General features: G+C 54.8%; 16 protein-coding genes. 8 read left to right on the top strand and 8 right to left on the bottom strand.

The window, feature by feature from the left end:
• Positions 1 to 99: 99 nt before the first annotated feature.
• The 4 genes from KTE_RS08695 to KTE_RS08710 form a co-directional block, all read right to left on the bottom strand.
• Entirely contained in the window at positions 100 to 747 is a 648-nt protein-coding gene (locus KTE_RS08695; protein ID WP_201380266.1) for a hypothetical protein, read from the bottom strand.
• Between the two features lie 290 nt (positions 748 to 1,037).
• The gene (locus KTE_RS08700; RefSeq protein WP_201387284.1) at positions 1,038 to 1,346 is read right to left on the bottom strand and encodes a response regulator transcription factor; all 309 of its coding nucleotides are present in this window, start codon (positions 1,344 to 1,346) and stop codon (positions 1,038 to 1,040) included.
• Complete coding sequence (locus KTE_RS08705) at positions 1,343 to 4,096, bottom strand: NB-ARC domain-containing protein (protein WP_201380267.1); 2,754 nt, start codon at positions 4,094 to 4,096, stop codon at positions 1,343 to 1,345. Before KTE_RS08705 ends, KTE_RS08700 begins: the two co-directional genes overlap by 4 nt.
• A gap of 206 nt (positions 4,097 to 4,302) precedes the next feature.
• Positions 4,303 to 5,757 carry an NADP-dependent isocitrate dehydrogenase gene (locus KTE_RS08710; protein WP_201380268.1) on the bottom strand — a complete coding sequence of 485 codons (1,455 nt, stop codon included), beginning with the start codon at positions 5,755 to 5,757 and terminating at the stop codon, positions 4,303 to 4,305.
• Positions 5,758 to 5,952: 195 nt separating this feature from the next.
• Between KTE_RS08710 and KTE_RS08715 the strand changes: the two genes are divergently transcribed.
• From KTE_RS08715 to KTE_RS08750, 8 genes are all read left to right on the top strand, one after another.
• Positions 5,953 to 6,558, top strand: coding sequence for a hypothetical protein (locus KTE_RS08715; RefSeq protein WP_201380270.1), 606 nt, complete (start codon positions 5,953 to 5,955; stop codon positions 6,556 to 6,558).
• Positions 6,559 to 6,991: 433 nt separating this feature from the next.
• Positions 6,992 to 8,362 (top strand): extracellular solute-binding protein, encoded by a 1,371-nt coding sequence (locus KTE_RS08720; RefSeq protein ID WP_201380272.1) that lies wholly within the window; start codon positions 6,992 to 6,994, stop codon positions 8,360 to 8,362.
• Between the two features lie 125 nt (positions 8,363 to 8,487).
• The gene (locus tag KTE_RS08725) at positions 8,488 to 9,444 is read left to right on the top strand and encodes a carbohydrate ABC transporter permease (RefSeq protein WP_201380275.1); all 957 of its coding nucleotides are present in this window, start codon (positions 8,488 to 8,490) and stop codon (positions 9,442 to 9,444) included.
• A gap of 13 nt (positions 9,445 to 9,457) precedes the next feature.
• Positions 9,458 to 10,279, top strand: a complete 822-nt coding sequence (locus KTE_RS08730) for a carbohydrate ABC transporter permease (protein WP_201380277.1) — start codon at positions 9,458 to 9,460, stop codon at positions 10,277 to 10,279.
• A 241-nt stretch (positions 10,280 to 10,520) separates the two neighbouring features.
• A complete protein-coding gene (gene tnpA / locus KTE_RS08735; RefSeq protein WP_201380279.1) occupies positions 10,521 to 10,919 on the top strand; it encodes an IS200/IS605 family transposase in 399 nt (132 codons plus the stop codon).
• Positions 10,912 to 12,114 carry an RNA-guided endonuclease TnpB family protein gene (locus tag KTE_RS08740; protein ID WP_201380281.1) on the top strand — a complete coding sequence of 401 codons (1,203 nt, stop codon included), beginning with the start codon at positions 10,912 to 10,914 and terminating at the stop codon, positions 12,112 to 12,114. Before tnpA ends, KTE_RS08740 begins: the two co-directional genes overlap by 8 nt.
• 67 nt (positions 12,115 to 12,181) lie before the next feature.
• On the top strand, positions 12,182 to 12,472 hold the full coding sequence (locus tag KTE_RS08745) for a hypothetical protein (RefSeq protein ID WP_201380283.1): 291 nt from the start codon (positions 12,182 to 12,184) through the stop codon (positions 12,470 to 12,472).
• 207 nt (positions 12,473 to 12,679) lie between these two features.
• The gene (locus KTE_RS08750) at positions 12,680 to 13,420 is read left to right on the top strand and encodes an AAA family ATPase (protein WP_201380285.1); all 741 of its coding nucleotides are present in this window, start codon (positions 12,680 to 12,682) and stop codon (positions 13,418 to 13,420) included.
• A gap of 21 nt (positions 13,421 to 13,441) precedes the next feature.
• On the opposite strand, the gene KTE_RS08755 is transcribed toward KTE_RS08750, so the two are convergent.
• The 4 genes from KTE_RS08755 to KTE_RS08770 form a co-directional block, all read right to left on the bottom strand.
• Positions 13,442 to 14,980: a hypothetical protein gene (locus tag KTE_RS08755; protein WP_201380287.1), complete on the bottom strand. Its 1,539-nt coding sequence runs from the start codon at positions 14,978 to 14,980 to the stop codon at positions 13,442 to 13,444.
• A gap of 60 nt (positions 14,981 to 15,040) precedes the next feature.
• Entirely contained in the window at positions 15,041 to 16,348 is a 1,308-nt protein-coding gene (gene iscB / locus KTE_RS08760) for an RNA-guided endonuclease IscB (RefSeq protein WP_201380289.1), read from the bottom strand.
• Positions 16,349 to 16,829: 481 nt separating this feature from the next.
• A complete protein-coding gene (locus KTE_RS08765; protein WP_201380290.1) occupies positions 16,830 to 17,585 on the bottom strand; it encodes a thioesterase II family protein in 756 nt (251 codons plus the stop codon).
• A gap of 107 nt (positions 17,586 to 17,692) precedes the next feature.
• On the bottom strand, positions 17,693 to 23,206 hold the full coding sequence (locus KTE_RS08770) for a non-ribosomal peptide synthetase (protein WP_201380291.1): 5,514 nt from the start codon (positions 23,204 to 23,206) through the stop codon (positions 17,693 to 17,695).

Raw genomic sequence — 23,206 nt, forward strand, 5'->3', positions numbered from 1 at the left:
GGAGAACACAAGAGAGCCGTCTGTCACCGCGGTAGGGACCCCAGCGGTTCAGACGGCTCTCTTGCACCATCCCAAAGAAAAGAAAGTTGTCTACATAGGTTAACAGAGGGAGATCGCAGCGAGACGATCCAGGATATTAATCCGCAGGCGCTGCACCTCGGCGAGGTCGCGGAATTCGTGCGCACAACGCTCAACAATTTCAGTGGGCTTAAGGCCACACTGGAAAAGGAGATAGGCGAGACGACGTTCACGCTCCTCCGTCAGCTTCTGGCTGAGAACGCGCCAGATTTCCGCTGGTGATGAGAACACCTGTTGTGGCTCACGTGTAGACTGCTGAGCAGAACGGAGCATATCGAAAATAACGCTATTGAGGCAGACAGCCAGGCAACGCAACGCTGCACTGAGCGAAGCAAACTCCATCTGTTTGCTGACGGTTGTCTGCCGAAAATGGGCAAAGGCTCGCGTAATGTATTCTTGCTCTGACTGTAGACGAAGCGCCTCCTGAAAGCGTGGGTGCTGACGCAGGCAGAGGACGAGCTTCTGGCAAAAGCCATATTCAAGCGCGAGCCAGGCCTGTTTGCTATCGCGTATCGTCGCCAGGCGGAGGAGCGCGAGACTTGCTTTATCAAAAGAGACGGCACCACTTTCCCCAACCATGTCAAACTCCCGCTTGCATGCATCGGCAAGCTCAGAAATAGATACAGTATTCAAAATACAGGCGTTTCTATCTTTTTGTTGACTTTGCATTTCTGCATCCTTTACATACGCCAGCCCAGGGCTTTGAACACTACACAAAGAACGGAATCCATCCACCGCCGCACACCTCTTACTAAATATTCTCATACACACATATATAACAAACAGTGTTTACAGTGTAATACAAAGTAAGTTCATGTGGCGTCCCTAAAACAGGGTAATTGTCAGAGGAGGTGCGAGGGACCTCAAAAAGCAGGCTTACTCAAAACTCTGTAGAGCTTATATACGTAACTAGTCAATTGCAACGTAAAGTCCTCGCACCGGGTCATCGAGAGGGGTCATTAAGGTAAGAGTTTATGCTCAAGCGCGTAACGCGTTGCGGCGCTACGCGAGGTCACACCAAGCTTGCTATAAATAGAGCGCACATGCGTATTAACAGTGAGAATACTAATGACGAGCTTCTCTGCTATCTGGGCACTGGTCATCCCTGTTGCCAGCAGGCGCAATACCTCAATTTCGCGCGTTGTTAGTCCAGCCAGGACAGTTGAGGCCGGGGCTGCTGTTTGAGGCTCTTCGTTGTTGGGGATAGAAGCCGAAGAAAAGGAGAGAGGAGCCTGTGAGCGAGCCTGGAGGACCTGTGAAGGCGTCATAGCCAGCCCCTCAGCAAAAGCCAGTTTAAAGGGTTCCTCGCCAAGCAAAGCGCGCGCCTGCTGCACAAATTCACTAAAAATGCTCTGGATTGTAGCGGGGATAGCCGGAACGCTACGCCCCCCTGGCGCACAGCCTGGGCCGCCCCCCATAGACGCGCGGCCCAGGCTGGATACCCCTGGCCCACAACCGCCAGCGCCAGGCCATCCAGCGCATACGCGACGAAGGATTTATACTCATAGTTCGTCACAGCAAGCAAGGACAGGCTCTCCTCCTGGCGCTCGCGCGCACGGGTGTATTCGCCCTGGAGGGCATAGTTCCATCCTGAGAGTGTCAGGCCCCAGGATATTCCACGCTGATCACCCAGGTCGCGCGCCAATTGTAAGCCTTGCTCAATAAGCGCGCCTCCCTCCTGCATATCGCCATAGAGACCTTTCAGAACACCCAGGAGCACAGAGGCGTAGGAGATACTGATGCGATCGCCCACACGACCAGCACGCTCAATGCAGCCTTCAAGCACCAGGGTACTTTTAAGTAGATCGGCGCGTGAGAAGTGAATAAGGCCCAGCATCCAGAGTGCACGGGCCTCTCCCCAGGTCGATCCCGCCTGTTGATGAATCGCCAGGCTCTGCTCGCAGAGGGAGAGAGCCTGCTCCAGGTCGCCCTCGTCGCGCGCAAGCGAGGCCAGGCGTTCAAGAACGGCGGCATTAGCCCAGCGATGCCCCTTATTGCGCACGAGCACCCCTGCTGCCTCAAGCGCGGTTCGCGCCTGCTCACCCTCCCCAATCATGACATAGGCGTGGCCAATCGTCCAGAGCGCCATCCCCTGCCCAAACTCTTGCTCAAGTTCCGCAAAGATCACCCGACTCTTCTCAGCCAGCGCAATAGCTTGTTTATATTCACCCTGGAGGGCGATCATAAGTGCTGTCACACTCAAGGCCTTGGCATGCCAGAAGGGGCTCACCTCTTTGGCCGAGGAGAGCAACCACTCAAGCGTGCGTCGTCCCTCACCGATATAACCCTTCGCCCACCAGAACCACCAGAGGGCAGTAGCCAGCTTCAAGGCATCATCCCACTGCCCCTGTTGGGCAAACCAGATGAGAGCGGTTCGCAGGTTTTTATGCTCCAGGCGAATGCGCCACATCTCCTGATCCTGATGGCGATCCATATCCTTTTCAGACATGAGGGCCTGCTGCTGCCAGTAATACGCGTATGCACGCTGCACTTCTGCAACATCCTCTTCCTGCTGTAATCGCTCAAGACCATATTCGCGAATAATCTCCAGCATAAAGAAGCGGGCCTCGTGATCCTCCTGCTCCACACGCGAAAGCAGGCTTTTGTCGATTAGAGAGGTGAGGTCATCCAGTAAGAGTGGGCGTTCCTGATCGATCCCCAGCGCCTGTTCGAGCGATGCGTGGAGATGTTCGATCATAGGAAGCGTACAACCGCCTGCGAAAATGGAGAGACGTTTAAATAAACGCTGTTCGCGTGGCGCCAGGAGATCATAGCTCCAGTCTAGGGTATTGCTCAGCGTTTGTTGACGCTCAGGCACATCCTGAGTGGTGCTCGTCAGGAGAGGAAGACGCTTCTCCAGCCGCTGGAGCAGGGCCTGGGGAGAAAAGACCTTCATGCGAGCCGCCGCCAATTCAATAGCCAGGGGCAAACCATCCAGGCGGCGCGCGATAGCAGCAATAGTCGCCGCATTCTCAGCCGTAAGGCGAAAGCCAGGCTGCACCGCTTGCGCCCGCTGGACGAAAAGCTGTACCGCCGCGGATTGAGCCAGAACTTGCGTATCCACCTGGTCCTGGACAGGAAGCGGCAGGGGTAACACTGGATATTCCTGCTCGCCCACCACGTGCAGGACAGCCCGGCTAGTCACAAGAATTTTCACTTGTGGACAACGCGCCAGCAACTCCACCAGTTGCGGGGCAGCGGCGATCACCTGCTCAAAGTTATCCAGGATCAGGAGTAAGCGCTTCTCCTTCAAGAAGGCATACAGGCGTTCCACAAGTGCTCCCTCACCGGCTTCGCCCAGGCCGAGGGCATTGGCAATAAATATGGGCACCTGGCGGGGAACCGTCACTGTCGCCAGGAGAACGAGATAGACGCCGTCGGCAAAGGTATTAAGAAGCTCAGTCGCAACCTGCAAACTCAGGCGCGTCTTCCCAATCCCTCCTGTTCCCGTCAGGGTCAACAATCGCACATGCGTAGCGCGGAGCAGTTCAGCGACCTCATGTGCTTCCTGGTCACGCCCAACCAGGGGAGTCAGTTGGGAGAGCAAATAGTATTTATTGCTGGCCACCATGCCCCCGACATCATCTTTGTGGGGCGAGGCAACCTCATCGCTTACATCCAGGGCGGCACGCTTATCTCCAGGTTCTATAGTTGTAAGTAGCTCCTCCACCACCTGCCGACGCTTGAGATTCTCCTGGGCCAGACTCTGTCCCGAAAGGGCACGCGCCGCCAGGCTCAGGCGCTCAAGGGAGAGTTCTTCTGACTTCCCTAGATAAACCTTGTGGAGCTTGTTCTCGCGTTTGCGATACCCATACCAGTACCAACCTCGGCGTAGCTGCTCACGTCGAGCGGTAAAGTTGCCAGTATTGCTTTTATAGGCGAAGGAGGCATGTTGCTCATCTTGCAACCATTTATACCACTCAGGGGAGCCTATGGCGATATGTGAGAGTGGGCTTCCTGCGCTATCAAGCAAAAGCAAGCGATCATAGGAGGCTGTTGGAATCTGGGTGCGTGCCATACCTGTCGTCTCTCCAATGCAAATATAGATCGGTAACAGGAAGAAACAGAGTTACCTAATAGTGGAGTGTAGCACGTGATTAGGTAACTGTCTATGTGTAAGATATAAAAAAGGCATGAAAATCGTTCCCGCATCTCACTATATAGAAAAAAGGATGAGATACCTATATAGGTGTCTCATCCTTTTGAGTCTTGCGCTAGGAGTGATTATTCGCCGGGAATGCGGGAGTAGCCGGGCTTGCCGTCAAAGTTATAGAGGTTTTCCGTCTTGATACAATCGAATCCAGCCGCATGCACACGCTCCAGAAGCGAGATGATCTGGGCATGCTCAATCTTTGTACCAATCTCAGGCGCCTGGAAACGGGCGCGCCAGTGATCGGTACAGAAGGTATATGGTAAGCCATTGGGCCATACTTTGGCTCCGCGATTGGTAATCAGCTTCAGTTCCAGGCCCTCACCACTGACCTGTTTAAAAGCGTTACCTAACTCTTCTGCGCTCCCCTTGCTCCAATCGAGATAGACATCGACGCCGACCAGTTCTTTGAGGGTGGGAACTTGAGCCTTTGTGGCCTGCGTCTTGCGCTCCTTCGCGGGCGCGGAAGTGTAGCTCACGGCCTTCAATTGCTCAGGCTTCTGACCCAGGCGCGCAATGATCGCATCGGCGAACTCACGCGTACCAACCTTCTGCTTGCTCACACCATCAGCATAGATATCATAGGTATGAATGCCATCTTCCAGCGTGCGCAACCAGGCGTTATGCACAGCGGTCGCAACCTCTGGCTGATTGATGTGCACGAGCATCAATACAGCTCCCAGGAGCAGGCCAGAAGGGTTCGCGAGATTCTGTCCCGCGCGGCGAGGAGCCGACCCGTGGATGGCCTCGAACATGGCACAGCCCTCACCAATATTGGCAGAGCCAGCCAGGCCAACGGAGCCCGCGATCTGGGCCGCGACGTCGGAGAGAATATCGCCATACAGGTTTGGCATCACGACAACGTCGAAGGCCTCGGGGGTATCAGCCAGTTTGGCGGCGCCGATATCGACGATCCAGGCCTCATTTTCGATGTCGGGATACTCGGCGGCGATCTCGTCAAACACTTTGTGGAAGAGGCCGTCAGACTGCTTCATGATATTATCCTTCATAAAGCAGGTGACCTTCTTGCGATTATTGCTACGCGCATACTCGAAGGCATAGCGAATAATCCTTTCGCTACCTGGACGGCTGATGAGCTTCAGGCTCTCCATCATATTGGGCGTCTGCTGGTACTCAATGCCGCTGTAGAGGTCCTCTTCATTCTCGCGAACGATCACCACATCCATACCAGGATGCTTGGTATCGACAAAGGGATGATACGCGACACAGGGGCGTACATTTGCATAGAGGGAGAAAGCGGTACGCACGGCAACATTCAAGCTTTTATAGCCACCGCCCTGGGGAGTGGTAATCGGGGCCTTCAAAAATACCTTGGTGCGACTAAGCGACTCCCAGGCGCTGGGTTCAATACCGGCACTAATACCGCGCAGATAGACTTTTTCTCCAACCTCTATCTCTTCAATATCTATGCGTGCTCCTGCTGCTTTAATCACCCTCAGAGTGGCATCCATAATTTCTGGTCCAATGCCATCTCCAGACGCAACAGTTATCGGTACATTCTGTGACATACGAGTAACTCCATTGTTCGAATTGTTTAGCTGGTAAAAACACCAACGTCAGTATAGCATATGTCGCCAGAGACTGCTGAACCGCCTTTTCATCAGCACCTGTTCGCGTTGCGTGTATGGTAAAATGAAGCACGATAAGCGATATCTACGCTCACGTGAGCAGCGTGGCTTACCTATATGAGAGGATGCAATAGCATGCGCGCCCAATCCTGGCCTCCAACCTTCCTGCACCTAAAATATTGCCTCCTCTTGCTACTCATCAGTGCCTTTCTGGTCACTGGCTGCGCGCCAGGCAATGAGATCAGCACCAACACAAGCGCACCAATAGCCACGCCTACCTGGATTCAGACAGGAATGCACAGTACACAGAGTAGTAGCGCAACCTTTCACGTCACAGGCGCCAGGAGCGGCAGCTATACCTGGCAGAGCCATATCTTCACCTCTAAGCTTCGTCACGGCTTGAAGGAGTTTACCATCTTCCTCCAGGACCAGGATCACAGTCTCATCATTGCCTTCTATGGATATGAAGGCGCCAGGACATATACCCTGGAAGGGCCTATCAATGGAGGCGATGTACGCCTGGATTTTGGACACGAAGGAGGAGCATGGGATCTCCAACTGCAAGCAGGCATTCGCTGCCAGCTGACCATTATACATGACGAGCCTGCCATCCAGCCTAATGTTAATCGTATGCAAGGAAGCTTTAGCTGCCCTCAGCTATCAGCAGTTGGCACGCATACGCAGGAGATCATCGCCATCCCCCAGGCCACATTTGATATCCTGATGATACACGAAAGCTAACGTCGACTACGTCATCACCATGGCTGATTCTCACCATGTTTTATACGATTCCACGACATACTTTCACTCAATACCCTTCAACATTACGACACACTTCAAGCGTTAATATCACTTTGTATTTTCCTGGCACGTCCAGGCCCATTTTGCCTTGACATATATTTAAAGACAACGTTATCATAATACCAACACTAAAGTATATTTGAACGCTTGCTTTCTATAGTAACGGTCTATTGAGCAGGCACTAGAGCCTCTTCTTTTACATGTTTCGTGCTCAAGAGCACATGCTCACTAGAGAAAGGAGTGTCTATTTTCTTCTACCCATGTGGAGCTTTTCTTCGTTTTCGACGTTTGCCTGTTCCAGAGTGTTGCTCCATCATCAAGACAGTGATGTCTTTTCCTTCAATGTTGTCAAGAGGAACAAAGGAGAAAAGTCATGAAGTCTCGCTTCAAAGGACTGAATTTACATCTACTGGTGCTCTGTTTATTTCTTGTAGGTCTTATCGCGTTGCCCGCCTGTGGTGGCTCCAGTGATAATGGCAAAACCGTGATCCGTGTCGCCTACCAGCAATTTGGACCTCCACCCTACTATGAACAGGAATGGTGGACTCGCGTCAAGCAGCAGGTGGAGGCCGCGAATCCCAAAATTGAGCTGCAATTACAACCCATCATCGCCGATGAGGGCAGCTACTATACAAAATTGGCGCTTCAGCTCCGTTCAAACAATCCCCCCGATATTGTGCGCGAAGATAGCTTCCTCATTAGCTCGGATGTGACCGCTGGCTACCTGGCGCCGCTTGATGACTATATCAACTCGTGGCCAGATTATAAGCAGCAGTGGTTCCCCAGCATGCAGAAGATTACCACCTTCAATAACAAGAACTATGGCATCATGGATGGCACCGATGTACGCGGCATCTGGTACAACAAAGATATTTTCCAGAAGGCAGGCCTGCCCACCGACTGGCAGCCTAAGACCTGGGCCGATATCCTGACCGCCGCACGCGCGGTTAAAGCCAAGGTCCCAGGCGTGGTGCCGATGAACCTCTATTCGGGCATCCCCATGGACGAAGCCTCGACCATGCAGGGCTTTGAAATGCTGCTCTACGGCACCAAAGACCCGCTCTACAATTACGACACCAACAAATGGATTGCTTCGAGCAAAGGTTTCCAGGATGCGCTAGACTTTGTTAAACAGGTCTACAGTTCATCGAGCTTACTGGGCCCCACCAATGATATCGCCCTTAATACCCAGGCGGGTAATACAGTTGCTCAGCAGCTTATGCCGCAGGGCAAGCTGGCAATCGATATTGATGGCTCGTGGCTCCCTGGAAGCTGGCAGAAGGGTGGCGCCGCTGAATGGCCCGCCTGGCAGAAAACGCTAGGAGTCGCCAAAATGCCGACACAAAATGGCGATGATCCTCAGTATGTCACGCTCTCCGGCGGCTGGGCCTACTCCATTAGCGCCAACTCAAAGCACAAGAGCGATGCATTCAACATTATCAAAACGGCATTCAACAAAGATAACCTGGCCTTCTATGATGTGAAAGCATCTCAGATTACGCCACGCAAAGATGTTGCCGAGGTCGCCGACTATAAGAATCTCCCCCTGTCGGACTTTTTCACCGGCCTGGTTGCCGTTACGCAATTCCGCCCGGGCTTCCCAGCCTATCCCAAGATCTCTGTTGAGATCGACCGGGCCATGCAGAACGTCATGCAGGGCCAAAGCTCCAGCGATGCCATGAACGCTTTTTATAACGCGGTCAAGAGTATTGCGGGCGACGATAAGGTAGAGAAGAAAGGTTAAGCACTTTCAGCACCTGCGGTGCTTCGCCAAGTTTTATGCTGTGGTGGTGAGCTGGCTAAGCTAGCTCACCACCACAGCATACGCCTACAGAGATAGGTAACTATAGTATTTGAGGAGCGGCAACGATGCAGGTAAAAACTCCCGCCGTGTCAGTTGAGGCCACGGCATCCCCACCAAAGCGTGTTGTTACGAGCGCCAATAGAAAGCGATTGCGCACAAGTCTGCTTTTTCTCGCGCCTGCGTTTCTGATTATTCTTATCTTTATGCTCGGCCCCGCCATCTGGGCCGTCTATACCTCGTTTACCAACATGGCTCTGACTGGTGTGGGCGCGCAGGCTCCCCAGTGGGTAGGTCTACAAAATTTTGTGCGCATCCTGAGTGATGGCGAGTTTCTTAACGCCTTTCGCGTCTCTATTATCTACCTGGTTGGCTCCGCCTTGATTGGCCAGGCGCTCCTGGGTCTGCTGCTCGCGCTTATGATGCAGAAGCGAAACCACGTCTTTCGCGCGATCCTGGGCGGAATTATCATCGCCTGCTGGGTTATTCCGGATGTCGTCGCGGGCTTTATCTGGCAGGCATTTCTAGCGGGTGGGCCACAAAGCGTCCTTTCGCCGGGTTTGCTCAACACGGTGATAGCAAATCTGACGCTGCCACAACATGCCTGGGTACAAGAATATCCCCTGCCAATGATTATTATCGCCAACATCTGGCGAGGGACGGCATTCTCCATGCTACTCTATGCATCGGCCCTGGAGAGCATTCCTCAAGATATGTATGAAGCGGCGTCTATCGATGGCGCAGGTGTGTGGGCCAAGATTTATCATGTAACACTCCCTCTTATTAAGGGGTCTATCGCAACGGATTTGCTTCTCATCACGCTTGCGACGCTGTCGGACTTTACGCTTGTGTATGTGATGACAGGTGGTGGCACGACTAATAATGAGCTGCTTACCATCTATCAGTATCGCCAGGCCTTCCAGTTCTACCAGATTGGCTATGGCAGCGCTATCGCACTCCTGATCATTATCGTAGGCGCGATCCTCTCGCTCCTCTATATCCGTATCCTGCGTATCGACATCTAAAGGAGATCCGAGCATGGTTATCCGCCGTATTATCGTTCCCTCGCTGCTCTACCTGATCCTGACGGTGATAGGGCTGTTGTTCTTGATCCCGCTGCTCTGGCCCGTATTTGCCAGTATCAATCCCAACGCGCAATTGACGCTTACGCTTCCTACGGCTCCCAACCTGAGCAATTATATCGACATCATCAGCAATGGCCTCGTCATTCAGCCATTCACGAATAGCCTCATTATGGCCGTCTCGACAATGGTACTGGTCATCCTCCTCTCCGGGCTGGCTGCGTATCCCCTCTCGCGTTATCAATTCCCCTTCAAAGCTCAGATCATGTATTTAATTCTCTTCGCCAGTGCGCTGCCAATCCTGGCCCTGGTCACACCGCTGTATGCAATGTACGTTGTGTTGAACCTGCAAGATACACTCCTGGGCTGTATCCTCTTCTTCACCGCTAGCTCGCTTCCCTTCAGTATCTGGCTTATGAAGAACTTTTTGGACTCCGTTCCCCTGGAATTAGAGGAGGCGGCCTGGATTGATGGTGCCTCTATCCTGGGTTCATTCACCCATATTCTCTTGCCACTGGCGGCGCCGGGTATCGCCGTCGTGGGCGTCTGGAGCTTTCTGGGCGCCTGGACAAACTTCTTTGTGCCGCTCATTATCCTGCAAAATCAGGACCTCTTACCCGCCTCGGTTCATATCTATACCTTTTTCGGGGCCTATGGACAGGTGAATTATGGACAGCTCGCGGCCTATGCCATGCTGTATGCGCTCCCCGCGGTTCTGCTTTACACCTTTGTTTCGCGCTTCTTTGTCAAGGGCGTGAGTGGGGGCCTCAAAGGCTAAGGCACTTTTCCTTAAGTTGTTCTCAGCGCCTGCGGCGCTTCGCAGACGTAGAAGAGACGTGGCGTAAAAATGCCGGAGGCATTTTTACGCCACGTCTCTTCTACCCAACCGAGCGTAAAGCCCCTGGCTTCTAGCCATGGGGATACAAGCGAGTCCTTGTTTGGGGCAGGGGCATTGGGGCATGCGTCGTTTGAACAAATGATCTTGACAGTAGATACCTCTTTGCTGTATACTGTTTTCGATGGGTGAAACGTACAAGAGCAATCGAAACGTGTTTTATAGCTGCCACTATCATGTGGTCTGGTGCCCCAAATATCGGCGCAAAGTCCTGATCGGGCCGATTGAAACTCGTTTGAAAGAGATCATTGGACAGGTGTGTCAGGAATGTCGGGCAGAGATCGAAGAACTGGAGATCATGCCTGACCATGTTCACTTGCTTGTGGACGTTGATCCTCAATTCGGGATTCATCGTTTGGTGAAGCTGATCAAAGGGCAATCTTCTCGCTTGCTTCGGCAGGAGTTTGTCGCCCTCAAGCGAAAATTGCCGAGCTTGTGGACAAACTCGTATTTTGTGGGCACAACTGGTGGCACTCCCTTGAGCAGTATCAAACACTATATCGAGCAGCAAAAACATGTCTAAGCGAGAGAAACCCAAAAAAGAGAAGAAGCCAACCAAAACCTACCAATTCAGACTCTATCCAACCCACAAACAGGAGCGGATCTTAGAGGCATGGCTTGTCTTGTGCTGCGAGACCTACAACGCCGCCCTCGATGAACGCAAAAGTGCCTATCGGATGGCCGGGATTTCTCTCTCCTATGAAGATCAATGCGCCGAGTTGCCCGGATGCAAAGAGATGCGCCCTGATTTGGCCAAAGTGCCCTCTCAGGTGCTCCAGGATGTGGTCAAACGCGTTGATCTGGCTTTTGACGCCTTTTTTCAACGCGTGGAGGAAGGCAAAATGCCTGGCTTTCCTCGCTTCAAATCGCGTTTTCGCTATCATTCGCTGACCTTCAAACAGTTTGGCAATAGTTTCAAGATCCATAGGCAAGGGAAAAAGAACCGGGGGACACTGGAACTGGCTAGACTTGGCCCAGTCAAGATGGTGATGCATCGAGCAATCAAGGGCACGCCGAAAACCGCGATCGTCAAACGGACTCCGACGGGCAAATGGTTTGTCAGTATTACCGTGGAGTTGAGAGCAAACGACCTGCAAGCTAGCCGTCTCCCCCACACGTCGGAGCCCGTTGGAATTGATGTGGGCTTAAAAACCTTTGCGTATCTTTCGACAGGAGAAGCGATTGCCAATCCTCGCTTTTTCCGTGAGGATGAGACCAAGCTGGCTCGTGCCGGGCGCAAGCTCGCCCGTGCGCCCAAAGGCACGAAGGAGCGAGCGCACAGGCGCAAAGTGGTTGCCCGCACTCATGAACGCATCGCCAACCGACGCAAGAACTTCATCGAACAGGAAGTGAGCAAGCTGATCGCCCGCTTTGGCTTTCTCGCGGTGGAAGCCCTGGTGGTGCGCAACATGGTCAAGAATCCGAACTTGGCAAAATCGATCGCTGATGCCTCGTGGTCAATGTTCTTCACACGCCTGCAAGCCAAAGCGGAGGAAGCTGGACGGCAGGTGGTGCGCGTGAACCCGGCCTATACGAGTCAGACGTGCTCTGCCTGCGGTCATCGCCAACCGATGCCGTTGTCGGTGCGGGTGTATGAGTGCCCCCAGTGTGATCTGGTCATCCACCGCGACCACAATGGGAGTCTCAATATCTTAGAAGAGGGTCTTCACGCTGTGGGACGACACAGCCGAGTCATTCCAGAAGCCCCCGGCTTGTAGCCGTGGGGAGTCGTCACTACGCACACTGCTCCAGCGAGAGGGGCACCATCTCTGCACTGGGGCGCAAATGGTTAGGCATCTGCACGAGGCAGGCTGGCGTGACGTACAACACCAGGCAAGCATTATTGACCTTTCCGCGGGAACACCAGGGTATCACCTATTCGCACGAGATTGGCATTGGATGGCACTCTATCTCGCGCCCCTGGCCCAGCACTGGAACCTGGCCACCCGGGAAGAGCTAGCGCAATGGCATCGCGACCTCACCATCGAACTCCTCTCGCCACAATTCCAGGCACGCTGGACGCTGCATACTGTCATCGGAAGAGTACCGCTCAAACGTGATATAAGTGGAACATAGCAAGAGGAATCTAGCCCCCTCCATAACGAAGAGGAAGCACAACTAGCCAAAAAGATATAATCAAAGAGAACATAGAATAGTAAGAAGTTTTACGATAGACACATGGTTATGTAGGAACGTACCCTTGTAGGTCAGAACAATCGGAGTTACATCGTCGCAAAATGCTTGTCAAACAAAGAGTAGCTCGTTAAGAAAGAAGCCGAACATATGCCAGAGAATCATGCTGAGATCGCACAGATGCGTGCCATCACCATTTCGCGTGAGTATGGTAGCGGAGGTGGTGAGGTGGCACAGCGCCTGGCGCACCGCCTGGGCTGGGAGCTGATAGATCATGAGATCGTGGTCCGGGTCGCGCAGGAACTCAATATCACAGAGCTGGAGGCAGAGGAGCATGATGAGCGAGGCGAGTCACTCGTTAATTATCTCATCAGCAGTATGCGTGTCTTACAGCCTGCGATGTTTACGCTAGAGCCGCAACCCGTACTCACCAATACACGGATCTATCACGAAGCACTCACAAAGGTCGTCGAGGCAGCCATAGCACGTGGGCATGTCATCATCGTCGGACGAGGATCGCAGGTGCTCCTGGCGGGCAGACGTGATGTATTCCATGCGCGGATCGTCGCGCCATTTGATCTGCGCGTCCAATATGTGATGCAGCGCGAAGGGCTAGGGAGGGGCGATGCCGAGGCACGCATCCAGATGAAAGATCATGATCGCGAGCGCTACTTACAAACGCAGTATCGACGCAATCCAGATGATCCTGCCCTGTACGACCTGGTCATCAATAGCGGTATACTCGACCTGGATACAGTAACGGACCTTATCACCCTGGGAATCGAGCGCAAAGCTAAGCGACTCCATATCCCAACCAACGAGCTGGGACCAAAAGCAGGCTTAACCCGCTATCCAGGCCAGCCCGGCGATATTCGTCCGCCCACGGGCTAATAGCTTATAGGAGGTATCAGCCTACACGTTCCAGAGTGGCTCGCTGACCAGGCGACACCGCTCCAGGTGCCGTGTGGCGCATTCGCGACAGGGGCGGTCAGTACGCTTATGGGATTCGCCAGGCGAGCTCGTCTCACCGGCTTCTGCTTCCTCCGCCTCAACATGCTCGCGCAACTGGCGCCAATGCGCAGAGGAGAGCCGGGGGAAGAGCGAACGCAAGACCGAGAGCGAGGGCCATCCGCTACGAAGCCTGGGCAGCATATATTCCAATTCCCTCCATGCACGCGCAGAGAGATAAAAGTACGTCAGGCCATGTCCTTTACCACGTAACGGCAAGAACGTACCCGCGAGGCGCGAGCGCGCAAACTGGCGCAGGTGTTCAAGAAAACCAGGAGCCACGTCAGCATACCCTTGAGGCAATGGGAAGCGCCAGTAGAAGGACTCACCAGCGCACTCAAACTCGATCAGGGCCTCGTCAGCCAGGAAGAAGGTGCTTACCTGTTCAGGCTCCCATTCACCACTCGTGACACGCGCCAGGTGGAGCAGCAAGCGCGTATAATCCTCTTCGCGATACTGGTAGTGGCGTTTGAGGGTCACATAACGCTGGGGAAGCAACACCGCCAGGATATCAAAGAGGCAGCTCTTCGCGGTCGCCTGCTCTAGCTGAGGCACGGAGATATGCTTGAGCAGACCATGCGAGTGCAGGGTCGCGGCGAGATGGGCAACCGTGATACTCTCGCCCGGAACGATTGCCAGGTGTTGCTCGGCCTCGTTCCAGACCGGCACATAGTCCCAGGAGAACGGTTCAGGCAACAGCAGAACTCCGCCATCCTCCAGCGGCTCAAGATGCCAGGCGGGTGTCGTCAAGATGCGCTCGCGGTCATAGTGTGCCACCAGTTCTGGCCCAAGCATATTGGCCAGGGAGAGGAAACGCAGGTGTCCCGCGGCAGCGTCGTTACGCAGGACGGCATCGAGCGCTGTCCGTTCCTCTACGTGCTCAGGATCAATATCCATAGCCCAGGCAAAGCCTGGACGATCAAAATCCATATCATGTACCCAGCCATAAATGGGATGCAGATGCTGATAGAGAGCCTTGAGTACCGCAATCCAGAGCGCATGCATACGCGCGCTCTCCTCACCATGCGCAGCAGTCAGGTACTCGGGCTCGATACTCAACAATACCAGGGGCGTTCCTGCTGGCCCACCCGGCGTAAAATCGAGATCAAAGGAGAAGAGGTGCTCACCGTGATAGGCACGGCATACCAGGTGCGGCTCGTGCAGGGTATGATAGAGAGCCAGTTCGCAGCGCAACTGGGCAGAGAGTCCGCTCTGGCGCAAGTGCAATAAGAGCCGCTGACGCTCGGCAGGCAGGGTGTCGAGACGAGACGGGCGAGCACACATAGCGCTCCACCAGACACGAAATGAGGGTTCAAACTCCTCTTCGGCCACGAAGTAGTAGCCCTGCTCCGTCAGGGCAGTAAAGAGGGCCTGAAGCACCTCAAAGTCGTAGAGCATCTCTGTCTCGCGCACATAGCAACGCAGCGTCAATGGTAATTTCATAGAACCTCCGTTTCTGGAACCCCCTGTGCTTGAGCCAGGGGAGGAAAGAAACGTTCCTTTTTAGGGCAGGGAACGGGTGTTGCCATGCCGATAACGATACCCATCACTCCGATGCAGTGAACGACAAAAGCGGTGGCTAATCCCCTCGATAGTGGTATGCTGTGTGGTGATGTTAAATGAACCCGTTGTGCGAATTGCTACTTTGCCCACATATGTTCCCACTTTTTTGCCGGATGGAACCACCGCTTTGACCATATCGCCTGTTTGAAAGCCCTGAATAGACTTTGCTTGCTTCGGTCCAGTACGCGGGAAACCATAACGATTCATCCGACACATTTGCCGCGACCCATGTCCTATGGCTGTAATACACAACGCCACAATTCCCTTATGGGAAAACACAACAGGCGTACTCTTGCCCACACAGGCAGCATCCAGCCAGTGCGTTTTCGGTAGCCATAGCAGAGTACGGTTATATTTTGTCAACCCACCACTGCCACATTCTACAGGCAATCCACATGTTTTCAGCCGTTCAAGTAATGCCCATCGCGTCGCATTGACGGCACTGGCATCCTTGAGTGGCATCTTTCCCTGAGCCAGAATGTGTTTGAGCACATCAGGCTTCTTGGCAAGAAATACCGTAATATCCTGGGTTCCTTTGGCAAGATTGCACGGCTCACACGCCAGGGTAAGATTGCTGACCCGGTGAGTACCACCATTGGCCCGTGGATGAATGTGTTCAATCTGCAAGGGAATATCTTGTTGGCCACAATAGGCGCACTTCCGCCCCCATTTTTCGAGCAAAAATTCTCTGACTTCATAGCCTTGCAAGGTCCCTTGTTGGTATTCAATCCCGGTAATATCGGGATTGTCCATGAGTTGCATATCAAACTTGACCAATTCCTGGCTCAGAGCAGCAATGGGAGCATACCGACACAAGCGAGCGACCCACGTGAGAATATTGGCAAGGCGGCTTTCGAGCGATGGCGGCAACCATCCTTCCTTTCGCTTTCTATTTTGGAATCGTGGCTTGCGATAGCGTGTTTTGCGCTGTCTACGACTGCGGCGAATGGCACGACGACTGTCCAGGCTGGCTTTAATAGCGTGGCCTCGATGCCCAAGTTCAGCCGCGAAGATCACCTTGCCGTTAGCATCGTTCACCAGGGCAAGGCCAGTCGTTTTACTGCCAGGATCGATTTTGAGGCGCAAGGGTTGCACTTCCGGTCGCTCCACCACACGTTTGAGCACGATGGTAAAAGGATACCTCCGAAACACGGCGGCTTTGCCTTGCGTGAGCAAGAACCTCGCGCGTGCGGGATGCACCGGATTTAAGGGCTTGTAGTCACTGTCAATCACAAACACGTTGCTCAAGTTGAGCCTCTACTCTCGTAGGTAATGGTTGCCTCGTCAAGGTTAGAAACGGTTTGGCGTACAACACACTGGCTTCACCCTCTACACCTGTTTAATGCTGCACCGTAGTGGTTGGGGCTGGCATGCACCCCAACGTACCTATGTATTCGTTCCTAACGTAGCCCGATGTCCGAAGACGCTGGCTGAGACTGGTCAGGTTCAGGCTTGCTTGCGCAAGCCCCTGCCTCGAGGCAGGGGTTCCTGACAGGTCAACTTCCTTTGCCTTGCGCCTTTGCTGGTTCTCCGTAAAACAGGCTAAGATCTTATTCCGAAACCCAACGTCACTGGCGTGCCTAGCACTTCCCCCATTCGGGGACAAGCGCGCTCAGGGTTTTCGGATATGAAGTACTAGAAAACAAAACTTACCCTGACTATTCTTTTTGGCGAGGTAGAAAGCGGTTGCCTATGAAGTAAGTATGCTCTTTTTCTCGACGACGTTACCCTATAGGCTGGCCAGGAGGTCCTGGGCCAGGAGAGGCAGGAGGAGGTCCTGGACGGAATGCAGGTAGAAGTGATTGCCGGGAAGCTGGCGCACAGTACACGAGGCACTGGTATATGACCGCCAGTCCTCTAATTCTTCGCGGCTGACCAGCGTATCCTGCACACCACCATAGACCACAATAGGACAGGTCAGGGAGATAGAGGGGGTGTGAGTATAGGTTTCGTAGAGGGTAAAATCCGCACGCAGGGTAGGCAACATTAAACGCATCAGTTCCGCGTTCTGGAGCACGGCCAGGGGCGTCCCCCCCAGGCGATAGAGCGAACGCAGGAACCCAGGCAGTGGCTGCGTGTGCAACGGTTCCTGACGCGCTGGGAGATGGGGAGCTTTTATCGCTGAGAGGCAGAGAGCACGTGGTAGGGGCAAGCTCTGTTCCTGAAGCGTGCGCGCCAACACATATGCTATCAAGCCACCCATACTATGCCCGAAAAAGGCAAAAGGCTCATGCAAATAGGGCTGCATGACTTCAATAAGTGTCGCGACAAGCTGCTCCAGCGAGGTAAACGCTGGCTCCGCGATGCGTTGCTCACGTCCAGGAAGGTAAACCGGGCAGAGCGCAACCTCGCGTGGCAGAGATGTAGACCAACGCCGGTAGAAGGCCACACCGCCACCAGCATAGGGAAAACAGAAGAGGCGCAGGCGCGTCTCAGTATCCTGCGTACAGGTAATCCAGGAGGAAGTTTCGATATTGGAAGCCATACCCCATCCATGAGTGAGCATAAGTCCATACAAGCATGGACCCTACACATTGCGTGTGCCTGTTGTAGGGTCCATGCTGGCATGGACTTAGAAGAGCTTAGAAGAGCTTAGAAGTAATAAGTGGCGCAACCAACCTGAATGCCAGCGCCAACCGAGATGATCAGGCCGACATCGCCCGGGCGTGCCAGGTTCTGCTGGCGCGCCTGCTCAAGCGCGTAGGGAAGCGACGAGGTAAAGAGATCGTGCTCCGCCTGCACATCGACCAGTTTCTCGGCGCTTACATTCAGTGTCTTGCCCAGGTCGGCAATAAACTGGGACGAGATCTGGGGCGGCAGGATAACCTTCACCCGCTCCAGGTCCAGTTGCTCAAGCGCCAGAAGCTCCTGCACCGTCTCCTGAATACATTGCAGGTAGTATTCCTGGAGGCAGGGATCGGTTGCGACAGAGAGCGTCATCTTACCGTTGTGCAGTTCGGTATGGGAATTGATGGCTCCAAGATAATCCGTAAAGTACTTGAAGACAAAGTTCCCAAACCCCGTCTGTCCATCGGCACTCTCGGCCAGGATCATAGCCGAGCCGGTCTCCTCGATGCCACGCAGCACATCTGGCCGGTACTCGCGATTATTTTCGATCTCGGAGGCCATGACCAGCGCGTTGTTGACCTTCTGGGCCTTGATCATACCAATCGCGGTATGACAGGCATTCAGCAGGCCAATCGAGCCATTGAAGACGTCGAAGACAAAGGTCTTCTTATCCGTCACCTTCTCGATCTCTTCATTGATTTTCAGGTCACCCTGGCTCAATGCGGCTATCGCAGGCTCACTTAAGAACTCGTCGCGATAGACACCGGCATAGATCATCAGGTCGATATCCTTGCGATCATATGAGGAGGCGGCCAGGCAGTTCTCAGCAGCGGCGTTAACCAGGGCCAACGCCTCTTTTTTCACAGGAGACTGAGCTGGCAGCGTACCGATGCTCTCCACACGCACGCGTCGCGTTGGTGGCAGGAGAGGAACGGTATGACGCTGTTCAGATGGAACCTTCTGCACCTTTTCGCCCGCGTCGACACGGCGCATGCGCTCAGGCAGGTCATCGAAGGTATAAATGGCGGCTCCGATGGTCGCACCAGAGCCGGTAATACCCAGGACCGCGTTATCGCCTGACTGAATACGACCCGAACGAATATGGTCAGCGATGGCAATCATCTGCGTCGTGGTCGCGGTATTCCCACGCTCGGCAATGTTGTTGATTACATTCTCCTGCGTGCAGATCTCTTTACCGAAGTGGCTATTGATTTCACGCGCCGCGTCGCGAATCGTCGTGCTGGAGGTCTGGTGAATAATCACATGCTGGAAGGAATCGCTAGGCCAGCCGGAGCTTGCGATGACGTTCGCCGCGTGAGCGACCGCATGTTTCATGTTGACCGCCGAAACCTTGACGGCATCGGTATACATGATCGAGCCGCCATGCTCGCGATCTGTTACCTTACCGATACAGTCACGGCTGTAATGACCCAGAGAGAACATGTCGAACTCGTGGAAGCCCACCTTCTGGTTGGGAGCGCGCTCCAGGAGGACCGCCGCGCCAGCATCACCCACCGTCAGGCAGGGGAGGCGCGAGTCCATAAAGCCCTCCAGTTCCTTCTGAGCGGTCAGCGCGATATGCGTGATATACTCACCACTTACGGCGATACCGCGCCGGATCAGACCAGCCTTGAGGAAGGAATCGACAATATTGATAGCGGTAAAGAGACCTGTGCAGGCGTTGTCGATATCAAAGGCGATAGCGTTCTTCAAGCCAAAATGGTGCTTCAAACGTATCGCCGTGCTTGGCTCAAAGGAGAAACTGAAGTTTGGGGCATCGCAACGAGATATGCTCCCGCTGACGATCATGTCGATATCTTCAGGATTGTACTTTGAGCGTTCAAGGCAATCTGCCACGGCCTGGCGCGCAATATCAATCGAGAACTCAGTTTCGCCCGCCATGCGGCGCGACTTAATACCGGTCAGGCGCGCAAAGGGGAAGCGAATGGGACTGACACAGCCCTGGATTACCTCTTCCGAGGTCACGACCTTGGGCGGTAGATAAGTTCCCAGGCTCTCGATTACTGTATTCATCAATAGCGTCGGCGAGGAGTCAGCCTGCATGGGCTTCGGTTCCGGCTGCGTTGGCACCATAGGCTCCTCTACAGCAGGAAGCTCGACCTCGGCAATGGCTTGAACCATGGTTTCAGATGGTGCAGTTACCTGTGGCGCAGACACACTCTCCAGAACGCTGGCGAGTTCAGCGATGGTCTGAAACTCGAAGAGTTTCTCCAGTGGCAGGTCAATACCAGCCTCTTTGGCCCTGGCTACAATCTCCAGGCTCTGGATGGAGGCTCCGCCCAGGTCGAAGTAGTTGTCGTGGATACCGACACGACTCAGCCCCAGCACCTCAGTCCAGATTTCCGCCAGCTTCTGCTCCGTCGCGTTGCGGGGCGCGACGAACTGCTCTTCCAGTTCAGGGCGCTCGCTATTGGGCGAGGGCAGGGCCTTGCGGTCCACCTTACCATTTGGTGTCAGCGGCAAGGCGCTCAGGAAGAGGAAGGCCGAAGGAACCATGTAGGATGGCAGGTGCTGACCCAGGAAGGTGCGCAATTCCTCAAGCGTAAGGCCCGCCTCCTGAGGTGAGAGCAGAAGCGAATCGCTCACGGCAGGGATATGCTCACCCACCTGCTCGGGGACAAGATAGGCCACGAGGCGCTTATTTCCAGGCATATCCTCGCGCGCAATGACGATTGCCTCTTTCACGTTTGGATGCTGGCTTAGTGCGGCCTCGATCTCGCCCAGTTCGATACGGAAGCCTCGTATCTTGACCTGGTGATCGATACGACCCAGAAACTCAATCACGCCATCCGGGCGATAGCGCGCAAGGTCGCCCGAGCGGAAGAGGCGTACACCCTCAAACGTGCTGAATGGATCGGGAATAAACTTCTCGCGGTTCAACTCGGGGCGCTGGTGGTAGCCGCGTGCGATGCCTACACCACCGATGTATAGCTCGCCTGAGACACCTACAGGAACAGGCTGCTGGGCCTCATCCAGGATATAGATCTGTGTGTTGGCAATGGGGCGGCCAATCGGAATTACCGTTTCCTTGCTGCCAGGCTGGCAGGCCCAGTAGGTCACATCAATCGCGGCCTCGGTTGGGCCATAGAGGTTATGCAGTTGGGACTTGAGGTGAGCAAAGAAGCGCTCCTGGAGATCATAGGTCAGGGCCTCGCCGCTACAGATAACACGCTTGAGGCTTTGACAACGCACCTCCAGGTGAGGCTCCAGCAAGAAGGCATGTAGCATCGAGGGCACAAAGTGCAGCGTGCTAATGCGCTGATCCTGAATAAGCTTCGCCAGGTAGGCCGCATCTGACTGCCCGCCGGGGCGAGCCATGACGAGCGTGGCGCCGCTGATCAGGGGCCAGAAGAACTCCCAGACCGAGACATCAAAGCTGAAGGGCGTCTTTTGCAGCACACGATCCTCGGCAGTCAGGTGGTATTCCTGCTGCATCCAGTGCAGGCGGTTGCAGACACCACGATGCGTATTCATCACGCCCTTAGGCTTGCCTGTCGAGCCAGAGGTATAGATCATGTAGATGAGGTTTTCCGGGCGCAGGTCGAGCGTAAGGTTATCCAGCTCGCCGCCGTTGTCCGCGCCCCAGTTGGCATCCAGCGTGAGCACGCGGGCGCTATGTTGCGGCAGTTGCTCAAGCAGCGCCGATTGTGTCAGCAGGACTGACACGGTGGCATCCTCAAGCATGTAGGCCAGGCGCTCCTGTGGATAGGCGGGGTCCATCGGGACATAGGCACCCCCAGCCTTTAGCACACCCAACAGGGCCACGACCATCTCGACGGAGCGCTCCATGCAGACGCCGACCAGGGTATCGGGTTTGACACCACGCGAGCGTAGTTCACGTGCCAGCAGGTTCGCGCGTCGGTTCAGCTCACGATAGGTCAATGAGCTGCCTTCATAAGCCAGCGCCTCGGCATTGGGGGTGCGCTGAGCCTGCTCTTCAAAGAGTTGGGGAATGCTGGCTTGCTCTGGATAGGTGGCCTCGGTCGCGTTCCACTCTACCAGGACCTGGTGCTTCTCCGCCCCGGTCAGCAGCGGAAGCGAGAGGATAGGCTGCTCAGGCTGAGCCACGATACCCTCCAGCAGCACCAGCAAGTGTCCGCCCATGCGCTCGATCGTCGCATCATCAAAGAGATCAACGTTGTAGCGAAAATCGGCCGAGAGGCCACCATCCATCTCAAAGATGGTCAGGGTCAGGTCAAAGGGTGCGCCCTGCTGACCCATGACATACGGTTCAAGCTTGAGCGCGGGCAGGGCGACCGCATGATGTCCATTCGCGCCATTATGCGCATGGGAGCCATTTTGCCCATTGCTGCTCATCTGACTCAGGAGGGCCAGTTCACTCTCGTCGCGCTTGCGAGGGCGGTCCCAGATGAAGAGCGACTGGAAGATCGGCGAGTAGCTGGGATCACGCCTGGGCTGCAAGCGCTCAACGATGACCGGGAAGGGGAGATCCTGGTGCTCCAGGGCCTCGGTAACAGTCTCGCGCACCCGGTTCAGCAGCTCTTTAAAGCTGGGATTGCCCGCCAGGCTGGTGCGCAAAGCGGCTGGATTGACCAGGTAGCCGACGATCTTCTCCAGATCGGCGCGGCTACGACCGAGCATGGGCGTCCCCACCAGCACATCATCCTGGTGACTATAACGATAGAGTAGAGTCTTAAAGGCCGCCAATACGATCATAAAGAGGGTAGCCTTCTCAGACTGGGCCAGGGCGCGTAGCTTGCGCGTCAGGTCAGCGCTGAAGGGGAAGCTATGCGAGGCGCCACGATAGGTCTGCACCGGTGGGCGGGGGCGATCCAAAGGCAGGTTCAGCAGTGGTAGCTCGCCTGCCAGCTTCTCCTGCCAGTAGGACCAGAGGCGCTCGCCCTCTGGGCTCTTCGCCAGCTCGGACTGCCAGCGGACATACTCCGTAAAAGCAGGGCCTGCGGCGGGAAGCGCCGCCTGTGATCCCGCGACTCGCGTGGCATAGAGGAGATAGAGTTCATCAATCAGAATATCAAGCGACCAGAAGTCCAGCGCGATATGATGCACGGTGAGCGCCAGGATATGCTCCTGGGGGGCGCGCTGGAAGAGCTGAATACGCATGATAGGCCCCTTCTCCAGATTGAAGGGACGATTGCCTTCTACGAGGAGGCGCTGCTTGAGCGCCTCTTCAGACCAGGAGAAGGCATCGATGCGCTCGATGGGGATCTCCTGCTGGCGCTGGAAATACTGGACAGGCTCGCCCTCCCTGGTGGCATAGGTCGCGGTCAGGATCGGGTAGCGACGCGCCAGCTCCTGGAAGGCGAATTGTAGTGCCTGGATATCTAACGCGGCTTGAATGCGCGCGGAGTAGAGCAGATTATAGGCAGCGCTTTCGGGAGCGAGGCGATAGAGGAACCAGAGGGCACGCTGTCCCTGGGACAACGTGGCCCACTCTAGCTCGACCTTCGCCGCAGCTTTTTCACGGAGCAGGCGCTCCAGAAGCGCTCGTTTCTGTTCGGGAGAAAGACCTGCAAGTTTCTTGGACGCTTCACTCAT

It is taken from the genome of Ktedonobacter sp. SOSP1-85 (assembly GCF_016587415.1).
Taxonomy (GTDB): Bacteria; Chloroflexota; Ktedonobacteria; order Ktedonobacterales; family Ktedonobacteraceae; genus Ktedonobacter.

Bases quoted from the DNA above. Each gene is read 5' to 3' on its own strand.
- KTE_RS08695 (WP_201380266.1), bottom strand. From the start codon at position 747: ATGCAAAGTCAACAAAAAGATAGAAACGCCTGTATTTTGAATACTGTA.
- KTE_RS08700 (WP_201387284.1), bottom strand. From the start codon at position 1,346: ATGACGCCTTCACAGGTCCTCCAGGCTCGCTCACAGGCTCCTCTCTCC.
- KTE_RS08705 (WP_201380267.1), bottom strand. From the start codon at position 4,096: ATGGCACGCACCCAGATTCCAACAGCCTCCTATGATCGCTTGCTTTTG.
- KTE_RS08710 (WP_201380268.1), bottom strand. From the start codon at position 5,757: ATGTCACAGAATGTACCGATAACTGTTGCGTCTGGAGATGGCATTGGA.
- KTE_RS08715 (WP_201380270.1), top strand. From the start codon at position 5,953: ATGCGCGCCCAATCCTGGCCTCCAACCTTCCTGCACCTAAAATATTGC.
- KTE_RS08720 (WP_201380272.1), top strand. From the start codon at position 6,992: ATGAAGTCTCGCTTCAAAGGACTGAATTTACATCTACTGGTGCTCTGT.
- KTE_RS08725 (WP_201380275.1), top strand. From the start codon at position 8,488: ATGCAGGTAAAAACTCCCGCCGTGTCAGTTGAGGCCACGGCATCCCCA.
- KTE_RS08730 (WP_201380277.1), top strand. From the start codon at position 9,458: ATGGTTATCCGCCGTATTATCGTTCCCTCGCTGCTCTACCTGATCCTG.
- tnpA (WP_201380279.1), top strand. From the start codon at position 10,521: ATGGGTGAAACGTACAAGAGCAATCGAAACGTGTTTTATAGCTGCCAC.
- KTE_RS08740 (WP_201380281.1), top strand. From the start codon at position 10,912: ATGTCTAAGCGAGAGAAACCCAAAAAAGAGAAGAAGCCAACCAAAACC.
- KTE_RS08745 (WP_201380283.1), top strand. From the start codon at position 12,182: ATGGTTAGGCATCTGCACGAGGCAGGCTGGCGTGACGTACAACACCAG.
- KTE_RS08750 (WP_201380285.1), top strand. From the start codon at position 12,680: ATGCCAGAGAATCATGCTGAGATCGCACAGATGCGTGCCATCACCATT.
- KTE_RS08755 (WP_201380287.1), bottom strand. From the start codon at position 14,980: ATGAAATTACCATTGACGCTGCGTTGCTATGTGCGCGAGACAGAGATG.
- KTE_RS08765 (WP_201380290.1), bottom strand. From the start codon at position 17,585: ATGGCTTCCAATATCGAAACTTCCTCCTGGATTACCTGTACGCAGGAT.
- KTE_RS08770 (WP_201380291.1), bottom strand. From the start codon at position 23,206: ATGAGTGAAGCGTCCAAGAAACTTGCAGGTCTTTCTCCCGAACAGAAA.